The 18842-nt window shown below is 40.8% G+C and carries 20 protein-coding genes; 10 read left to right on the top strand and 10 right to left on the bottom strand.

What is annotated here, in order from left to right:
* Positions 1-233: 233 nt before the first annotated feature.
* Positions 234-479: a SlyX family protein gene (locus tag Aru01_RS11960; protein ID WP_016657562.1), complete on the bottom strand. Its 246-nt coding sequence runs from the start codon at positions 477-479 to the stop codon at positions 234-236.
* 33 nt (positions 480-512) lie between these two features.
* Between Aru01_RS11960 and Aru01_RS11965 the strand changes: the two genes are divergently transcribed.
* The 3 genes from Aru01_RS11965 (at position 513) to Aru01_RS11975 (ending at position 4666) form a co-directional block, all read left to right on the top strand.
* Positions 513-2402 carry an ATP-binding cassette domain-containing protein gene (locus Aru01_RS11965; RefSeq protein ID WP_016657563.1) on the top strand — a complete coding sequence of 630 codons (1890 nt, stop codon included), beginning with the start codon at positions 513-515 and terminating at the stop codon, positions 2400-2402.
* Between the two features lie 131 nt (positions 2403-2533).
* The gene (locus Aru01_RS11970; protein WP_016657564.1) at positions 2534-3469 is read left to right on the top strand and encodes an LpxL/LpxP family acyltransferase; all 936 of its coding nucleotides are present in this window, start codon (positions 2534-2536) and stop codon (positions 3467-3469) included.
* A 90-nt stretch (positions 3470-3559) separates the two neighbouring features.
* A complete protein-coding gene (locus Aru01_RS11975) occupies positions 3560-4666 on the top strand; it encodes a glycosyltransferase family 4 protein (protein WP_016657565.1) in 1107 nt (368 codons plus the stop codon).
* Positions 4667-4915: 249 nt separating this feature from the next.
* On the opposite strand, the gene Aru01_RS11980 is transcribed toward Aru01_RS11975, so the two are convergent.
* The gene (locus Aru01_RS11980) at positions 4916-6058 is read right to left on the bottom strand and encodes an endonuclease/exonuclease/phosphatase family protein (RefSeq protein ID WP_016657566.1); all 1143 of its coding nucleotides are present in this window, start codon (positions 6056-6058) and stop codon (positions 4916-4918) included.
* Between the two features lie 214 nt (positions 6059-6272).
* On the opposite strand from Aru01_RS11980, the gene asd reads away from it, so the two are divergent.
* The 3 genes from asd (at position 6273) to truA (ending at position 9341) form a co-directional block, all read left to right on the top strand.
* Positions 6273-7388, top strand: coding sequence for an aspartate-semialdehyde dehydrogenase (gene asd / locus Aru01_RS11985; RefSeq protein ID WP_016657567.1), 1116 nt, complete (start codon positions 6273-6275; stop codon positions 7386-7388).
* A 175-nt stretch (positions 7389-7563) separates the two neighbouring features.
* The gene (locus Aru01_RS11990) at positions 7564-8535 is read left to right on the top strand and encodes an asparaginase domain-containing protein (RefSeq protein ID WP_016657568.1); all 972 of its coding nucleotides are present in this window, start codon (positions 7564-7566) and stop codon (positions 8533-8535) included.
* Between the two features lie 8 nt (positions 8536-8543).
* Complete coding sequence (gene truA, locus Aru01_RS11995) at positions 8544-9341, top strand: tRNA pseudouridine(38-40) synthase TruA (protein ID WP_016657569.1); 798 nt, start codon at positions 8544-8546, stop codon at positions 9339-9341.
* Between the two features lie 74 nt (positions 9342-9415).
* On the opposite strand, the gene Aru01_RS12000 is transcribed toward truA, so the two are convergent.
* Entirely contained in the window at positions 9416-10423 is a 1008-nt protein-coding gene (locus Aru01_RS12000; protein ID WP_016657570.1) for an AraC family transcriptional regulator, read from the bottom strand.
* 229 nt (positions 10424-10652) lie between these two features.
* On the opposite strand from Aru01_RS12000, the gene infA reads away from it, so the two are divergent.
* Positions 10653-10874, top strand: coding sequence for a translation initiation factor IF-1 (infA, locus tag Aru01_RS12005; protein ID WP_016657571.1), 222 nt, complete (start codon positions 10653-10655; stop codon positions 10872-10874).
* An 80-nt stretch (positions 10875-10954) separates the two neighbouring features.
* Here infA and Aru01_RS12010 read toward each other — a convergent pair whose 3' ends face one another.
* From Aru01_RS12010 to leuC, 5 genes are all read right to left on the bottom strand, one after another.
* On the bottom strand, positions 10955-11335 hold the full coding sequence (locus Aru01_RS12010) for a lysozyme inhibitor LprI family protein (protein ID WP_016657572.1): 381 nt from the start codon (positions 11333-11335) through the stop codon (positions 10955-10957).
* A 228-nt stretch (positions 11336-11563) separates the two neighbouring features.
* Positions 11564-12649, bottom strand: a complete 1086-nt coding sequence (gene leuB, locus Aru01_RS12015) for a 3-isopropylmalate dehydrogenase (RefSeq protein WP_016657573.1) — start codon at positions 12647-12649, stop codon at positions 11564-11566.
* A gap of 44 nt (positions 12650-12693) precedes the next feature.
* Positions 12694-13260: a hypothetical protein gene (locus tag Aru01_RS12020; RefSeq protein WP_016657574.1), complete on the bottom strand. Its 567-nt coding sequence runs from the start codon at positions 13258-13260 to the stop codon at positions 12694-12696.
* A gap of 100 nt (positions 13261-13360) precedes the next feature.
* Positions 13361-14011, bottom strand: coding sequence for a 3-isopropylmalate dehydratase small subunit (gene leuD, locus Aru01_RS12025; protein ID WP_016657575.1), 651 nt, complete (start codon positions 14009-14011; stop codon positions 13361-13363).
* A gap of 12 nt (positions 14012-14023) precedes the next feature.
* Positions 14024-15451 (bottom strand): 3-isopropylmalate dehydratase large subunit, encoded by a 1428-nt coding sequence (gene leuC, locus Aru01_RS12030; protein ID WP_016657576.1) that lies wholly within the window; start codon positions 15449-15451, stop codon positions 14024-14026.
* Positions 15452-15676: 225 nt separating this feature from the next.
* On the opposite strand from leuC, the gene Aru01_RS12035 reads away from it, so the two are divergent.
* Both Aru01_RS12035 and Aru01_RS12040 read left to right on the top strand, forming a co-directional pair.
* Positions 15677-15892 carry a DUF2061 domain-containing protein gene (locus Aru01_RS12035; RefSeq protein ID WP_016657577.1) on the top strand — a complete coding sequence of 72 codons (216 nt, stop codon included), beginning with the start codon at positions 15677-15679 and terminating at the stop codon, positions 15890-15892.
* 294 nt (positions 15893-16186) lie between these two features.
* Positions 16187-17044, top strand: coding sequence for a LysR family transcriptional regulator (locus Aru01_RS12040; RefSeq protein WP_016657578.1), 858 nt, complete (start codon positions 16187-16189; stop codon positions 17042-17044).
* A gap of 49 nt (positions 17045-17093) precedes the next feature.
* Here the strand turns inward: Aru01_RS12040 and Aru01_RS12045 are convergent, their stop codons facing one another.
* Positions 17094-17345 (bottom strand): DUF2789 family protein, encoded by a 252-nt coding sequence (locus tag Aru01_RS12045; RefSeq protein WP_016657579.1) that lies wholly within the window; start codon positions 17343-17345, stop codon positions 17094-17096.
* Positions 17346-17457: 112 nt separating this feature from the next.
* Entirely contained in the window at positions 17458-18120 is a 663-nt protein-coding gene (locus tag Aru01_RS12050) for an HAD family hydrolase (protein WP_016657580.1), read from the bottom strand.
* Positions 18121-18302: 182 nt separating this feature from the next.
* Between Aru01_RS12050 and Aru01_RS12055 the strand changes: the two genes are divergently transcribed.
* Complete coding sequence (locus Aru01_RS12055) at positions 18303-18797, top strand: RNA pyrophosphohydrolase (RefSeq protein ID WP_016657581.1); 495 nt, start codon at positions 18303-18305, stop codon at positions 18795-18797.
* Positions 18798-18842 lie beyond the last annotated feature (45 nt).

An 18842-nucleotide genomic window follows, 5' to 3' on the forward strand; every position in this document is an offset into this window, starting at 1 on the left:
GTACTGTATTGCTCAAGCATTGCAGTGAGCTGTTGTATATTTGGAGAGTAGCCTTGCAAATCGACTAAAGCGACAGTGTTTTGCATATTCAATAGATGTAGCGATCAAGTTGTTATGCATTACAACCATGTTCAAGGCTTAGGTCAAATAAAATTCACATAAGAGAACACGATAAATGCCAATTATCACTGCAAAACTCAAAAAATGCAGTGGGCTATACAGATAAGCAGCATTTAGTAATGCGGTGGAATGTCACTCAGAGGGTCAAATGGAGCTATCCCTTGAGATAGATCCGAAGCATCTACTCGTTGATACAAAAACTGTAATTGCTTTTTTAAATCAGCAAGTTCTGCATTTTGTCGAGCAACTTCAGCATCTAATTGCTCAACTAAATCATCCAAAAATGCAATTCTCACTTGCAAATCTTCGATGGGTGCGGACAATGGCGCATGATCATCTATTTTTTTTGCATTAGTCATTTTTAGACCTCATTTGGGATTTCAGGAAACACTATGGCCTATATTACGTTAAGGGACGTCCAACTCGCATTCGGTGGACCTGCACTCCTCGACGGCGCAAATTTTAACTTAGAACGTGGCGAACGTGTCTGTTTAATTGGTCGCAATGGTGAGGGAAAATCCACACTATTAAAATTAATTGAAGGAAGCTTAATTCCTGATCAAGGCGAAGTCTCGATTCAAAACGGTCTAAGCGTTTCCATGCTAGCACAAGACGTACCAATGGATACAGGCACAGTTGCCGATATCGTTGCTGAAGGTGCTGGTGAAGCAGCCAAAGTCCTAAAAGCCTACCATCAAGCAAGTGATTCTTGTGTTGCTGGTGATATGCAAGCGTGTGAAGTTATGGGCGAGTTACAACACAAACTCGACCAACTCGATGGCTGGTCTTTAGAAACCAAGGTCAATGCTATATTGAGTAAAATGGGCTTGGACCCACAAGCTGACTTAGCAGAACTTTCAGGAGGACGTAAACGACGTGTGCTCTTAGCGCGTGCGCTCTTGACTCAACCTGATGTGTTATTACTTGATGAACCGACCAACCATTTAGATGTAGAAAGTATTGAATGGCTAGAAAAGTTTCTTCTTGATCAAAACAACCTAACCCTATTATTTATTTCACATGACCGTAGCTTTGTTGACAGTATTGCTACTCGTATTGTCGAATTAGATCGCGGTGTTCTTCGCAGTTATGAAGGTAACTATTCAACTTATCTTGATTTAAAAGCCCAACAACTTGAAGCTGAAGAAAAACAAAATGCGCTCTTTGACAAAAAGCTTGCTGAAGAAGAGGCTTGGATTCGTCAAGGGATTAAAGCACGTCGTACCCGTAATGAAGGTCGTGTCCGTGCTTTAAAGAGCTTGCGTGAAGAGTCTAAGGCACGCCGCTCACAACAAGGCAAAGTCAACATGGGTGTTCAGGAAGCTGCTCGTTCAGGTAAAGTGGTCTTTGAAATCGAAAACCTATCGGTCAGTTACGATCAAAAACAACTGATCAATGGTTTCTCTTGCCTCGTAATGCGTGGTGACCGTATTGGTCTAGTTGGTGATAATGGCGTTGGTAAAACCACACTGATCAAAGCAATCTTAGGTGAAATCGAACACGGCGGTACTGTTAAGACAGGTACTCAATTAGAAGTTGCTTATTTTGACCAATTACGTAACCAACTCGATTTAGAAAAATCTGTATTACACAACGTATCTGAAGGCTCTGACTTTGTTGATGTAAATGGTCAACGTCGTCATATTTATAGTTATTTACAAGATTTCCTCTTCTCACCAGAACGTGCACGTACCCCTGTTAAAGCACTGTCTGGAGGCGAGCGTAACCGTATTCTGCTTGCGAAGTTGTTACTCAAACCATCAAACTTAATTGTCATGGATGAGCCAACCAACGATCTAGATATGGTTACCCTTGAGCTTCTCGAAGAAATGCTTTCTGAATACAAGGGCACGCTGTTATTAATCAGCCATGACCGTGCATTTATGGACAACGTTGTGACTTCAACTTGGGTGTTTGATGGTAAAGGCAACATCGATGAATATATTGGTGGCTATCAAGACTACTTAGAGCAACGTCCGAATCAAACCGTTGTGGACCAGAAGAGTGATGTAAAAAAAGCCCTCGCAAAAGCGGAAGCGGCAGCAACACCCATCGTGAAGAAAGCCAAACTCAGTTATAAAGATCAACGCGAACTTGAACAACTGCCTGCTGAAATTGAACAATTGGAGCAGGAACAGGCACAGCTCAATAAAAAGCTTGCAGATGGCAGTTGGTTTGTAAGTGATGCAGCTGCTGCAACACAAGCATCACAGCGTCTTGCCGATATCGATATGTTATTGCTTGAGAAACTGGAACGTTGGGATCAGTTGGAAAATCAATAACCACAAATTAACCCCATCATAAAAATACCGTCGAAAGACGGTATTTTTTATCCAGAGGGCCTTTTAAATCTCGAAGTGCTTCATGCTACACTTGGCACAGTTCCCTAAGAAATCAATCTCTAAGCAACTAAATGAGCCAACATAAACCCTATCAACCTGGTCAATTTCAATGGTCTTTCCTGCTTCCAAAATACTGGGGGATTTGGATTGCAATTGTTTTTTTAATGATATTGGCGATTTTGCCATGGTCTGTGCAACATCGTTTAGCACATGTCTTAGGTAATATAGCTTTTAAATATTTAAAATCACGTCGAAAAACGACCATACGTAATTTACAAGTGTGTTTTCCTGAATGGTCTGAGGAAGAAGTTGAGCAGAATTCTCGTCAAGTCTTTATCGATATGATGCTTGGTGTATTTGAAACGCTCAATGCGTGGTATTCACCGCAATGGTTTAAAGATCGAGTAAGCATTGAGGGACTTGAACACATCAATAATGCTCAAGCTCAAGGACAAGGCGTACTGCTTCTGGGCACACACAGCACTTTACTTGATGCTGGGGGTTTTATTTGTTCGCAGTACTTTGACCCTGATGTCGTCTACCGCCCACAAAACAATGCTCTGCTCGACCTGTTGATCTATCGTTGTCGTGCCACTATTTATCAGCATCAAATTGATCATGATGATATGCGTGGTTTAATTCGCCAATTAAAAAATGGACATGCAATTTGGTATAGTCCAGACCAAGACTTTGGTTTAAAACAAGGTGTGATGGCGCCTTTCTTTGGCACTGCTGCTGCAACAGTAACAGCCCATCGACGTTTATTAAAAATCTCTAAAGCTGCTGCTATTCCTTTATATTTTTATCGTTATGGTGATGTACACGACCCGCGTTATCATATTTTAATCGAACCTGCTTTAGACAATATGCCCAGTGATGATGAAGTTGCTGATGCAACCCGAGTCAACAAAATTATTGAAAATCAGCTACGTATAGCCCCAACCCAATATATGTGGTTTCATCGACGTTTTAAAACACGTCCCGAAGGCTATGAGCACATCTATTAGTCTGTTTCACTTCAAGTGCTGTAGCGCCATACACAACGTGCAGCAATAAGCTCCAAACACATTCAACGTAATAACAATAAGGTCTCAGCCATGAAAGTGATGCAACTTCTTCCTGAACTAAATAGCGGTGGCGTAGAGCGCGGTACACTTGAGATCGCCAAAGCGCTGGTCACCGCTGGCCATCAATCACTCGTTGTCTCTAATGGCGGCCGTATGGTACATCAGCTTGAAGCTGAGGGCTCACAGCACCTCAGTCTTGCCATTCATCGGAAGTCTCTTGCCAGTCTGTGGCAAATCCGCCCGCTTCGTAAATTAATTTTACAGCATCAACCTGATATCTTACATGTTCGCTCGCGTGTTCCAGCTTGGTTGACCCATTTCGCACTCAGAGGAATTCCTGCTGCACAGCAACCGCATTTGATCAGTACCGTACACGGCTTCTATTCAGTTAACCGTTATAGTGCGATTATGACTCAGGCGGAAAAAGTGATTGCTGTCTCTGATAGTGTTGTCGAGTACATTCATACGCATTATCCTCATTGTCCCGCCAAGAATATCGTTCGTATCTATCGCGGCATCGACCCACAGGCCTTTCCTCACAACTACCAACCATCTGCACAGTGGCTACAAAAAACCTTTCATGACTATCCACAGCTTGAAAACCGTTTTCTGATTTGTCTACCTGGCCGAATTACTCGCCTTAAAGGTCATGAAACCCTGATTGAGCTTGTTCAGGCTCTACATAAAAAATACCCACAATTACACGCTGTGGTTGTAGGTGGTGCAGATCCGAAAAAAGCAGCTTACTTAGATGAAATAGAAAAGAAAATAGCCAGTCTTGGTCTAAGCAATGACATCACCTTTGTCGGCCATCGCAGTGATATCCGTGAATGGTTAGCATTAAGCGACGTGGTTCTTTCATTGTCCAGTCAAGCTGAGACGTTTGGACGTACTGCGCTTGAAGCGTTATCTTTAGGCACACCAGTGATTGGGTGGAAGCGTGGTGGTGTAGCTGAAATACTTAGCCAGTTGTACCCACAAGGTTTAATTGAAGTCGATGATCTAGACTGTATGCAAATGCAGCTCAAATGGCATATTGAACAGCGACAACAGGTTGCCCCTGTACAGCAGTTTAGCTTAGCGCAGATGTGTGAGCAGACTTTGGCATTATATCAACGAGTGGTAGAACAAGATTAATCCACACGATTTAGAACTAAGCCCGAATCTTGTATTTCACAAAATCCGGGCTTAGCGTGATCGTTCAAACATCGTTATTATTTTTCTCATTATTATCCTTTCAACTGACATGAGTTTTGTCTTTTTATTATTTCTTTTTTCTTATTCGCTTTCCCTACGCTGTGATAAATATGTTAACTAATATCGTATTTTTCCACTAGGTCGCACTAGACTCATCACTTGTAAGCTAAAACCGACAAATACTCAACGCTATAGCTTCGTTTCGATTACGCTTGTCTTCGGTATTTCATGTTGTTGTGCCATCACATCAAGTATAGGTTTTTCTTCTTCTTTTGCCTGCTCAATACCACTTTGAATCGCATCTTGCAGCGCCTCTTCATCACCCTCTTCAGGTTCAAACTCTTCTTGTAACTGCTCAAAAACACGGCCTGTTTGTAATACCGCATAAACAGGGAAATGATCAGAACCGATATGAGACAAACGATACATTTCAATCAAAGCAAAATCTGTACTATGAAATACATGGTCCAATGACCAACGTAAAAAGCGATAATCTGCATGAAAAGTATTGACATAGTGCCTGCCTATGCGTGGATCGAGTAATCCACTGACACGTTGAAATAAGCGTGTTGTTTTTGACCAAGCCACATCATTTAAATCGCCCATCACAATACCGCTTTCATCTGAGTCTTTTATATGATCACCAATGATCAGTAACTCTGCATCTCGTAATGTCGAATTTTTAGCTTCTGTAGGACTTGGTGGTTTTGGATGCAAAGCATAGATACGTACAGGTTGGCCTGTGCGTAAAATTACGGTGCAATGAATCGAGGGAATTTCATCGCTTAATAGGAACTTGACCTCCACATCTTTTAAAGGCAATCGACTATAAAGATGCATACCATAGAGATTATCCAGCGGTACAGGTACACGGTAGGGATAATCAGCTTCAATGACTTCAAGTTGAGCTTGCCATTCCAAATTTGTTTCAAGGGTTAACAATATATCTGGTTGATATTGCTGCACATGTTCAATTAACAAATGGTACTGTTGATTGGTCATCAATACATTTGAAACAATAATCGAGATTTGTTGATCTGGATTAAACTGCTCAGGACTCACCTGTTTAACCTGTTTTTTCCAAAAAACAGTATAGGGTAAGACCATTTTTAACTGATAAATAAGTGCTGCGACCAGACCAATTAAGATGATGATTCGCCAGAGATCCCATTCTGCAGGCCAAAAAATTAACAATAATAATGCCACGCCCCCCAACGCTAAAATTTGTAAGCGAGGAAAATCAGCCCCTCGAATCCACCACTCATCACGTGGAATCAAAGACCAAAAACTTGCCCAAATAACAATCACCGAAATTACGTTTATCCAAATCATATGTAGTACTCATGCTGTTAATTTTAGTTTTTTGAAAGTTTAGTACAGGTGTCTATTTTTTTATCGGACAATACACTCTACTTAAGTATTATTATTTACGTATTTTTTAAAATATTCTTGCTGTTTTAATTATGTAACGCTTGCAGTTACAGGCGCTTTTGATACACTGAAAAATCCTTTTATTTTTTATATTAACGCACCGAGGCAAAGTGACATGAAAGTAGGTCTGGTCGGTTGGCGCGGGATGGTTGGTTCCGTCCTTATGCAACGTATGGTTGAAGAAAATGATTTTGCGCATATTGAGCCATTTTATTTTTCAACCAGTAACGCAGGGGGAGAAGCTCCTGCATATGGCGGCAAGACCGCTCCAGCACTTATGGATGCGACGGACATTGAACGTCTCAAGCAGATGGATGTCATTATTAGCTGTCAAGGTGGTGACTATACTTCAGCTGTTTATCCAAAATTAAAAGCTGAAGCATGGAAAGGCTATTGGATTGATGCGGCCTCTACACTTCGTATGGAAGATGAAGCGATCATTGTACTTGACCCTGTCAATGCCAATGTCATTAAAGATGGCTTAAGCAATGGCGTAAAAACCTTTGTTGGTGGTAACTGTACAGTTTCATTGATGCTCATGGGCATGGGTTCATTATTCCAAAACAATTTGGTTGAATGGCTTTCTGCAATGACTTATCAAGCTGCATCAGGTGCAGGCGCACAAAACATGCGTGAACTGATCACAGGTATGGGTTATTTATATAACAATACCAAAGAGCTACTTGATGATCCTAAATCTGCGATTTTAGATATCGATAGCCGTATTGCTGAATTACAACGCGGCGAAGGCTTCCCTTCTGCTCAATTCGGCGTGCCATTAGCAGGTTCTTTGATTCCGTATATCGACAAACAACTTGAAAGCGGCCAATCAAAAGAAGAGTGGAAAGGTCAGGTTGAAACCAACAAGATCCTCAACAACTCACAAATCGTGCCGATCGATGGTCACTGTGTACGTATTGGTGCAATGCGTTGTCACTCACAAGCATTGACTCTAAAGTTGAAAAAAGACGTGCCATTAGATGAAATCGAAGACATGATTCGTCAGTCTAATCCATGGGCTAAAGTTGTACCAAACACGCGTGAAGCATCAATGACTGATTTAACGCCAGTTGCAGTGACCGGTACTTTAACTGTGCCTGTAGGTCGTTTACGTAAACTCAACATGGGTAAAGAGTATTTAGGCGCATTCACTGTGGGTGACCAATTACTTTGGGGTGCTGCTGAACCTTTACGTCGTATGTTGCGTATTCTGATTGATTATAAGGCTTAAGCCTCTGTACTTCTGACTTATCCTCTATACCCAACAAGCCGATCAAATGATCGGCTTGTTGGATTAAATAGGGTGAAAAATTGAGACACGATCTCAGCCTGATCTCTCAAGCCCTAGCATCGATCTATATTTAAAATTATCATGTGGGCAAATTGTCCCGAAGATTTGTATTGCTATGCAAAAAATTGCCTTAATTTATATGGGCGGCACCTTTGGTTGTGTGGGTGAGCCACTTGCTCCAATGCCTCAGCACAGCTTTCTCCCAAAACTACAAACATTATTACCTAAACAGTTTGACGTACAATGTTTTTCTGCAACAACCATCAAAGACAGTAGTGCTTGTACAGCAGTTGATTGGTTGCAGCTTATTCAACAAATCCAGCAATTACAGCAGACATTCAAACACTTTATTATCATCCATGGCACAGATACTCTCAGCTATGCCGCAGCAACGCTGTCGCGCTTCCTAGCACAGTCTTGCCACGTCATCTTGACGGGAAGCCAGTTTCCCCTCCTAGATCCAACAGGCGAGCAGCTACGTCCAATCAGTGATGCTATGGACAACCTCAATACTGCCTTAAAGCATATTTTGCATGTAGAGGCTGGTGTCTATCTCGCATTTGATCAGCAACTCTACCATGCTGCAACAGCGCTTAAACTACACACTACAGCACTTAAGGCATTTCATGGTCTGGCATATCATGAAAAATTAAATCAACGCCCTAAAGCCGCTTTTGAAGTCCATACAACGCATCTACAGCGCGCTCAACAACTTAATATCCTCAATTGGATGTTACAACCCGTTGAAAAAGCGACCTTGGCTAAAAACCTCAAGCAACTCAGTCAAACGCCACCTGACTTTTTAATTTTACAAGGCTATGGCACAGGCAATATGGCCAGTGATACTGAAATTATTCAGGCATTACAGTTGCTCAGACAAAAAGGCTGTGTATGCATACTCACCACTCAAGTGGCCTTAGGTGAAACGGACCAACGTTATGCAATCACCCAATGGACGCAAAATGCAGCAATCCTTATCAACGACTGTTATGGTCATGCCGATCTCTATGCCAAAATTCTGAAAATTTATTTAGAATACCGCACCACGGATCAGTATGTTCAACATTGGTCAGATCATTTAAATTAGGGGTCGCTATGCAACGTTTCGCAATTGGAATTGAGTTTAATGGTATGCGTTACCGGGGCTGGCAAACTCAACAAGCTGGTGTTCGCAGCATTCAAGAAACCTTAGAAAAGGTTTTAAGTAAAATTGCAGACCACCCTATTACTTTACATGGTGCAGGTCGTACCGATGCAGGAGTGCATGCCACCAATATGGTCGCGCACTTCGATACCAGTGCAATTCGCCCTGAACGTGGCTGGCTTATGGGTGCCAATAGTCAACTGCCTAAAGATATTGCCTTACAATGGATTCGTCCCATGGATGAGGACTTCCATGCACGTTTTAAAGCGCAAGCAAGACGTTATCGCTATGTGGTCTATCAATCACCACAGCGCCCTGCATTACTTCACAAACAAGTGACACATGCTTTTTATCCTTTAAACGTCGATCTCATGGTTGAAGCTGCAAAAAAGTTTGAAGGTACACATAATTTTGAAAGTTTTCGAGCTGCATCATGTCAGTCCAATCAACCTGTTCGCCATGTACGACACTGCCGCCTCATTCGCCATGGCGCATTTTTAGTTCTTGATATTCAAGCCGATGGTTTTTTACATCATATGGTACGCAATATCATGGGCTGTCTATTAGAGATCGGACAAGGTATGTATCCAGTTGAACACATTGATGAAATTTTTGCTGCCCAAGACCGTAAAGCTGCAGGGATTACCGCACCACCCGATGGGCTTTATTTTATTCATGCCGACTATCCAGAGCAGTTTCAGTTACCCAAGCTTCCTTTAGGCCCACAGTGGTTGAACATGCCTGAATAGTCCTCGTTAGTTCTGTTTTCCCCCAAAAAAACACCCGTATGCAACGGGTGTTTTTAATTCAATCAACAATACGATTAACGCTGTTTACGTTTGCGATACTCGACAGGTGTTTCATTGGTCCAACGCTTAAAGGCCCGATAAAAAGTACTTGGCTCAGAAAAACCTGTTAAATAAACAATACGTTCAACACTTTCACTGGTATTGGCCAAAAGTTTTTTAGCTAAACGACAGCGATAGTCAGACAAGATCTGCTGAAAACTGGTATTGGCCTCACTTAACTGAGTTCTAAGTCGACGAGGTGTAATATCTAATTGTGTTGCAACTGTTTCTAACGTCGTTTCACCACTCTCTAAAGTTGAACCTATCGCACGACGTACCTCACCCACAAGATCATAGCGTGCCAATTCTTGAAGCTTTTCAATCGCTAGCTGCTCATGGAGTTGCAACAACTCAGGCTCAGCCTGCCAAAGTGGGAAAGATAAGATCGCAGGATCAAAATACAATCGTGTTTCTTTTTGCCCTAAACTTACAGGGCACTCGTAGACACGCAAGTATTCGTCAGCATTTGCACCTGAATTAAAGTTAAAATCTATATACAAAGGCTCAAAACGCCCTTCTGTAATAAATTTAAAAAACCTTAAAATACCTGACAACGCACACTCAGAAAAATGACGATTGATTAAGTTATCTGCCCATGGTTGCTCACCATTGGTCAAATAACAACGATCATCTTCAACGACCAGTTGTGCATGCAAAGCATCGCTAATCAAGCGCTGGTAAGCTAAGGCACGCTTTAGACCCTCACCAAAGTTTTCACTACTAATAAATAAATGTTCGATCACTTGCCCACGATACAACGGCAAGTGCTCACCCAAATGCAAACCAATATCAGGGTCTTTGCTCACTTCTTCAGCTGCAACCCAAAAGGCATACTGTGCGCTCAAAGGCGTTCTTGCATTTTGCTGAACTTGGTTCAATGCCACACCGGCTTTTGTTAAAATTTCTTCGGTAGGCAATCCTGCACGACGAATCGCTTGATAGCCTAATCGCAATACCACCGAAGCATCAGTTAGCTGACTCACGCTATGCCCTTCCTTGTATGTTATTCATTTATACTCAAAAAAATTAGTTTTAGCTTAGCTTCGATTGACCATACTGACAATAATAATAAGCTAATTTTTGTAGAATTTATTTATCTCAATGTTCGTTCATTTTAGCCCCATCCAAATAAGACAGTGTATACATTCTCTTGTTTTTCGCCAAAATATTGCCTATAATTTGCGCCTTTCCAATTTGATCATCAGGTAGGCTATGGCCAATAAAGAGGAACTTATCGAGTTCGAAGGCGTTGTCACCGAAACGCTTCCTAATACTATGTTTCGTGTACGTTTAGAAAACGGTCACGAGGTTGTTGCACACATCTCTGGTAAAATGCGTAAACACTATATCCGTATTTTGACTGGCGATAGCGTAAAAGTCGAAATGACGCCTTACGATCTTAGCAAAGGTCGTATTACTTACCGTGCACGCTAAGTCTTAGTGTAAGCAAGAAAAGCCACATGACGTGGCTTTTACTGTTTATGCCAAGGATGTCTTTTCAACCTCTAGACAACCTAAACTTCATTCAGTAGTGAAGTTTTACAACCAATTGTTTTACATTCTCGCGTGCGTTCACGTAACCATGAGTTGCGTTCTTGTGTTTTGCGTAATTGACATGAAGTATTGATCACATCACCGCGATTAGACTCTCGTGTGCATTCTTGATCTCGCTGTTTAATCCAAGCCAATTGCGAACGCTTTAACGTATTTTTTTGTTCATTATTGAGTAGCTTGCGTAGTTCCTGATAGTTTTTATTCAGTTCCTGATCTGCACTCACATAAACTTTACCATCACAATAAACCGCATCATAAGTATTGCGGGTACTATCGCAATTGTCAGCAAAGGCAAGTGTTGGTAAGCATATTACCGACATGGCTAAAAGTATTTTTTTCATTTATTTTCCCCGAATGATTAAAATCATGATCTCTTTAACTTAAAGATATCTCCTTTATTACTCTTCCCTAATTTACCCTCAATCTTATTTACTTTCTATTGATTAAAATCACTTTTTATCTGTAAAAATTCAACGTCATCTTGGGACATCAAACCCATAAAACAGCAAAAAAAAGCAGTCAGATGCATGCATCTGACTGCTTAATCGATCAACTATTTAATCTAAATTTTATTCACCACCCAACGCAGCAACCACAGCAGCACCCATTGCAACTGTACCCACACGTTGCATACCTTCGGACATGATATCGGCAGTACGTAAACCTTGATCCAATACTTGTCCAACCGCATCCTCAATCGCCTTCGCTGCTGCTTCTTCACGGAAGCTATAACGCAACATCATTGCGACAGATAAGATGGTAGCTAATGGGTTAGCCACATCTTGGCCTGCGATATCTGGCGCAGAACCATGACATGGCTCATACATCCCTTTACCATTTTCATCTAAAGATGCCGATGGAAGCATACCAATTGAACCTGTGAGCATCGCTGCCTCATCCGACAAAATATCACCGAACAAGTTACCCGTTACAATCACATCAAATTGTTTTGGTGCACGAACCAACTGCATCGCTGCGTTGTCGACATACATATGAGACAATTCAATATTTGGATATTCAGCCTGTTGCATAGCAGTCACAGTTTGCTTCCAAAGCTCTGTCACTTCTAACACATTGGCTTTATCAACTGAACATACTTTAGAACCGCGTAAGCCTGCCAATTCAAAAGCAACTTTTGCAATACGTTTAATTTCTGATTCACTATAAACGTCAGTGTTATAACCTTGTTTTTCGCCATTTTCCAATTCACGAATACCACGAGGCTGACCAAAATAGATCCCGCCTGTAAGTTCACGAACGATCAAAATATCTAATCCAGCAACAACCTCAGGTTTTAAACTTGATGCATCAGCCAATTGAGGGTAAAGCAATGCAGGTCGTAAGTTAGCAAATAGATTCAACTCACTACGAATTTTTAATAGACCGCGCTCTGGACGAATTGAACGTTCAATGCTATCCCACTTAGGACCACCCACCGCACCTAGCAAGATCGCATCTGCATTCGCAGCTTGGCTTGCAGTCACAGCTGGGTAGGGTTCGCCATGAGCATCAATTGCGGCACCACCAAGCAAACCATGTTGCCAAGTAAGCTCTAAACCAAACTTAGTATTTACACGTTGTAAAACTTGCTCAGCCGCTGCAATAATTTCAGGACCAATCCCATCACCCGCGAGAATTAAAATATTTTTAGACATTGTCTTGTTCCATAGGTCGTACAGTTCTATAAAAACTGTATAAATTAAATCTTTTCTTCCACAAACTCGCTGACCCCTGTTACTGCATTATGGGGGCGACAAAAGCGGCGTACCAATTTATTTGTTTCGCGCACATCAACACATAATGGTGCTGGAGCCGAAACATTAAGTAAACTGCCTGTCTTTTGACCCTGTTTTCTATACATTGTCAAAAGATAGCTTTTATTTGGCTTAAATTGATGAATGAAATGAAATACTTCAGCATGCTTATTTGAAATTGGATAGAAACGCACAACCACTTCATGTTGCTTCGAAGGTATGGTCAAGTATAAGTTGCTCTGATCTCGCCCTTCACCCGTCAGATGAACATAACCTTTACGGATTGCATCTGGGTTCACACGCTTACTTTGATCGTTCACAATCTCTATTTGATCAACACGACTAAACTCACAGCTCTTAGCACCAGCACAATATAAGCTCACGTTATTTTCCGCATAAGGCCGCTTTTCTACCTGCTGAATCATTAACCGATCCAATGCAAAATGGGTAGATTGACAAGCACTTAGTAAAATACTCACTAAGCCAATGATAATGATATGACTACGAAACATTACACAGCCCAACCCCTATCAATAAAACCAAGACAAATGTGCTCCGAATCTTAACAGGTGTCAGGCAGTGGCGCTATGAGTTTCCTAACCAATAATCGCCTTAAGCCTTAAGCTCACGAAACACCCAAGGACGTGCCTTTTGCGTCTTCTCTTCATAAGCACGAATTTCATCTGTTGCTTGTAAAGTTAAACCAATATCATCTAAGCCATTTAACAAACAATGCTTACGAAATGGGTCGACTTCAAAAGCAAAAACCTCACCATTTGGTGTACGTACTTGCTGTGCTTCTAAATCTACAGTTAACTGATACCCCTGCTGTTCAGCACACTGTTTAAACAATTGATCAACAACTTCTTCAGGCAAAATAACAGGCAACATACCGTTTTTAAAGCAGTTGTTGAAAAAAATATCTGCAAAACTGGAAGCAATTACAGTTCTAAAACCGTATTCACTCAATGCCCAAGGTGCGTGTTCTCGACTAGAACCACAACCAAAGTTTTGGCGTGCAATCAAAATACTAGCCCCTTGGTAGCGCGCTTGATTAAGCACGAAGTCTGGGTTGATTGGACGCTTTGAATTGTCTTGACCTGGATAGCCTTCATCAAGATAACGCAATTCATCAAATAAGTTATCACCAAAACCAGTACGTTTGATTGATTTTAAAAATTGTTTTGGAATAATTAAGTCAGTATCGACATTGGCACGATCCAACGGCGCAACAATTCCTTGTTCAATAGTATAGGCTTGCATCGTCATCCCCTATTAAAAGTTACGTACATCGACAAAGTGCCCTGCGATTGCTGCAGCGGCTGCCATTGCTGGACTCACCAAATGTGTTCGACCACCATTACCTTGACGACCTTCAAAGTTACGGTTTGAGGTTGAAGCACAGTGCTCACCTGGTTGCAATTTATCAGCGTTCATTGCCAAACACATTGAACAACCGGGTTCGCGCCATTCAAAGCCGGCTTCAATAAAGATTTTATCTAAGCCTTCTTGCTCTGCTTGCTCTTTTACCAAACCAGAACCAGGCACAATCATCGCTTGCTTAATACTTGCTGCAACTTTACGACCACGGATCACTTCAGCTGCCGCACGAATGTCTTCAATACGTGAGTTGGTACAAGAACCAATAAACACTCGATCCAATTGGATTTGATCCAAAGCTTGACCCGCATTTAAACCCATATATTGATAAGCACGTGTCCAATCACTACGCTGCACATCATCTTTTGCTTGTTCTAAAGTAGGTACATCTTGCGACACTGGGATCACCATTTCTGGCGAAGTACCCCAAGAGACTTGCGGTTCAATCTCTTCACCTTGCATCACAACAACAGTATCAAACTTGGCATCAGCATCGGAATGTAAAGTATTCCAGTACTCAACCGCTGCATCCCACTGATCACCTTGTGGTGAATATGGACGGTTTTTCACATATTCAATGGTCTTATCATCGACTGCAACCATACCCACACGAGCACCAGCTTCAATCGCCATATTACAAACGGTCATACGGCCTTCAATAGACATGTCTTTGAAAACTTGGCCACCAAATTCAATCGCATGACCTGTACCACCAGCAGTACCAATTTTACCAATGATCGCCAATACAACATCTTTAGGAGTAACGCCTTGGCCCAATTGTCCATCGACACGAACCAACATGTTTTTCATTTTCTTTTGCACTAAACACTGTGTTGCTAACACATGTTCAACTTCAGAAGTTCCAATCCCATGTGCCAAACAACCAAAAGCCCCGTGCGTAGCTGTATGTGAATCACCACAAACAACCGTCATACCAGGCAAAGTTAAACCTTGCTCAGGACCAACAACATGTGCGATTCCTTGACGGACATCATTGATATCAAATTGAGTGATATCAAAAGCGCGACAGTTGTCATCTAAGGTTTGCACTTGAATACGTGAAGTTTCATCTTCAATACCTGCAATCCCAGCAGCACGTTCTTTTTTTGAAGTCGGTACATTATGGTCTGGTGTTGCAATATTGGCACTTAAACGCCATGGCTGACGACCAGCAAGTTGCAAGCCCTCAAAAGCCTGTGGTGAAGTCACCTCATGTAATAAATGGCGATCAATATAAAGTAAGCATGAGCCATCATCACGTTGCTTAACTAAGTGGTCATCCCACAATTTATCGTAAAGTGTTTTTTGAATATTGCCTGCCATGTCGACGTGCTCCATAGATCTAGGTATTTCTGTTTAAACCTATTATACCCAGCTTTATTCATTATTCTAATTTATCATTTTTATAAATAAACAAACTTAAAGTAATACATCACTATTGAGTAAAAAAATTTAATTCATTTTCAATTTACACTAGACAAATTAAATAATAATGATTATCATTTGCAAATATTGTACAGCAAACTTAGTTTAAGGAGTGAGAGAACGATGAGCTGCGTGAAAACTTTTATGCGTTACAATCAACGCACTCTTAAAAAAACTTTAAGCTACTACATCATGCATATAAGTATTGCAATGTTAGTTGCGTATCTCGTGACTGGAAACTTATTGGTTGCCATGACACTCAGTTTAGTGGAACCAACTGTTCAAGCATTTGCTTTCTTTTTTCACGAAAAACTATGGAATAGCAAGTTATTAAACTGAATTAAAATAAAAACAAATAATTAAAATAAATGATTTAAAACAACTTAAGCATACTTCTTGCACCGAAGAAGTATGCTTTTTTGTTTTACAAAAAAGTGTGAATTGATACAAAAAAGTGTTAACCATTTCACATAAATTTATTTATGATGTGCATAGGAACTTTAATTAAACTTAATTTATTAATTTAGATAATGAATTTAAGCTTAAGGAAAGAATCATTGTAAACTCTAAATGAGTATTATCACGACAGGACTTAATTGATAAGTTAAAGTCGTTTTGACGAATGGTGTATCTATGAATCTCGCAGCTTTTGATGCCTTCATTAAAGTTATGGAAACTGGATCTATTTCTATGGCTGCAGAACTGCTGTTTATTACTCAACCCGCTGTCACCAAACGTATCCATACTTTAGAAAACTACTTTGGCGTTAAACTCTTTGAATCTGCTGGCCGTGGAGTACAGCCGACTCATGCTGCCAACTCTTTACTTCCTAAAGTAAAAAATTGGATCAATGAACTTAATGATATCCACCACACCTTAAGCCATGAACAAGATGAGGTCCGTGGCACAGTTAAAATTGGCACAAGCCATCACATTGGATTGCATCATTTACCTGATTATTTAAAACAATATACTCAACGCTTTAGTGAGGTTGTTTTAGATGTACACTTCGTCGATTCAGAACAAGCGCATGAACAAGTCTTGGCTGGTGATTTAGAGTTAGCCTTTTTAACTTTACCGCCAATTTTAGATAGCCGTCTTAAATATATTAATATTTGGGATGACCCTTTGGTCTTTGTTAGTGCCCCATTTCACCCTTTAGCTGAAAAAAAGAATCTACAGCTAAAAGATCTGATTGAGTATCCAAGTCTATTGCCAGCGGCACAAACCTTTACAAGTCAAATCACATTGCATGAGTTTGAAAAAGAAGGTTTAAAACCCCGTGTCAGTATGAGTAACAACCCTCTTGAAACAATTCGTATGTTGGTTTCAATTGGACTCGGTTGGTCAGTTTTACCAAAAACCTTGATCAATGATGAATTACAGCAGCTTGATCTAAATTTAGAGATGAGTCGCCAGTTAGGAATCGTGTGGCATCCTGGCCGCACTCAATCTAGAGCACTCGAAGAACTCATTAAAATCGTAGAATAAACATTAACTGGGCGATTTAATGCTATTTACCATCAAATCGCCCAACTCATTATTTTCCAATTTTTACAGAATCTTCATGCAAAGACTCATTCAGTTGATCAATAACAGTTGTCCACTCCCCATCAGAGTTCATTTTTTCTTCTAAAAAAGCACGTTGAGATGCATTCCAAAAATCTGCTTGCAAAATATCAACTTGTGCAGCGAGTTGATGTTGTTCAATGAATTGAGCAATCGCATCTTGACTTGCATCCAAGCCGAGTTGCTCAAACAAATAAGTCATTCTTGGTCTTAAACCATTCATTTTCGTACTCCTTTCAATTGATATCTATATTGAGAACTTAATCCTCTATAGATCCAACATACATGATTTTACAAGAGAAATGTTAGAGGTCATCGCTAAATAGTTACTTTACTTAGGCCTCTACAGTCATTGACCAGTCTTCAATCGGCCAACCTTGCTGTATTGCTAATTGTTCTAAACGATCATCTGGAGAAACGACGATGGCATGATCGGCATATTCAAGTAAAAAACGGTCATTAATTGAATCCGAATAGGCCCATGACTCACTCACCTCTCGACCTGCTAACCACTGTGCTAAACGCAGTAGTTTACCCTGTTGATAACAAGGTGTACCTGCGACTTTTCCAGTGTATTGACCATCCTTGATTTCGGCCGTTGTTGCGATCACGTCCGTAATACCAAACTCATTGAATATTGGTGCAGTAATAAAGTCAGATGTTGCAGTGATTCCAACCAATTGATGCCCTGCTTGACGGTGTTTTTCAATCGCCTCAAAACCCGCTTTACGCATTTTGGCTCGAATGACTTTATCCATAAACTGTTGATGCAAATCTTTTAATTGTTGTTGATTGTGCTGCGTTAAGAACTCAAAGACAAACTCATTATAAGCAATAGGGTCTAACTGTCCTGCTTTATAATCCTCGTAAAACTGATTATTCATTTGACGATGTCGAACGGGATCGACTAGCCCCTCATTCACTAAAAACTCACCCCAAGCGTGGTCAGAGTCGGTATCAAGGAGGGTATGATCTAGATCAAACAGTACCAATTTCATGAAAAGTTCCATTCAAACTGAAATTTAAGAAAAAAAATGTAAATCTATCTCCGCTAGTCGATAGAAATTCGTTAAGATCATAGCAATTTTAAAACATTATTACTTTGATTTTTTAGATATGGGCAAAAAGGCAAATGCCCAATGAATCAAAGTCAACATATAGATAGATTTTAGGTAGCCAAATGATCGACTCAGAAGGTTTCCGACCGAATGTCGGGATCATTTTGGCAAATGATAGTGGACAGGTGTTATGGGCTAAACGCATTGGTCACAATGCGTGGCAATTTCCTCAAGGCGGGATTCATTTTGGTGAAACTCCCGAGCAGGCGCTATTTAGAGAATTGCGTGAGGAGGTTGGGTTGTTGCCTGAACATGTTCAGGTAATTGCGCAAACAGAAGGCTGGCTGCATTATCGTTTGCCACATCGCTACATTCGGGCAGACTCTGATCCGGTATGTATCGGCCAGAAGCAAAAATGGTTTTTATTAAAACTAACGGCTTCTACACAATTTATTCGATTAAATCTGGCAGAATCACCAGAGTTTGATCAATGGCAGTGGGTAAGTTATTGGTATCCGCTTGGGCAAGTTGTGAATTTCAAAAGGGATGTTTACCGTAAAGCCATGATGGAATTATGCGCACGTGTACCACAACATATCCGCAAAAATTCATTATAAAAGGCAAATGCTTTTTTACCCTACAGCTGCTATAACTATGGGGTC

The sequence above is a fragment of the Acinetobacter rudis genome (genome assembly GCF_000829675.1).
Classification (GTDB): Bacteria; Pseudomonadota; Gammaproteobacteria; order Pseudomonadales; family Moraxellaceae; genus Acinetobacter; species Acinetobacter rudis.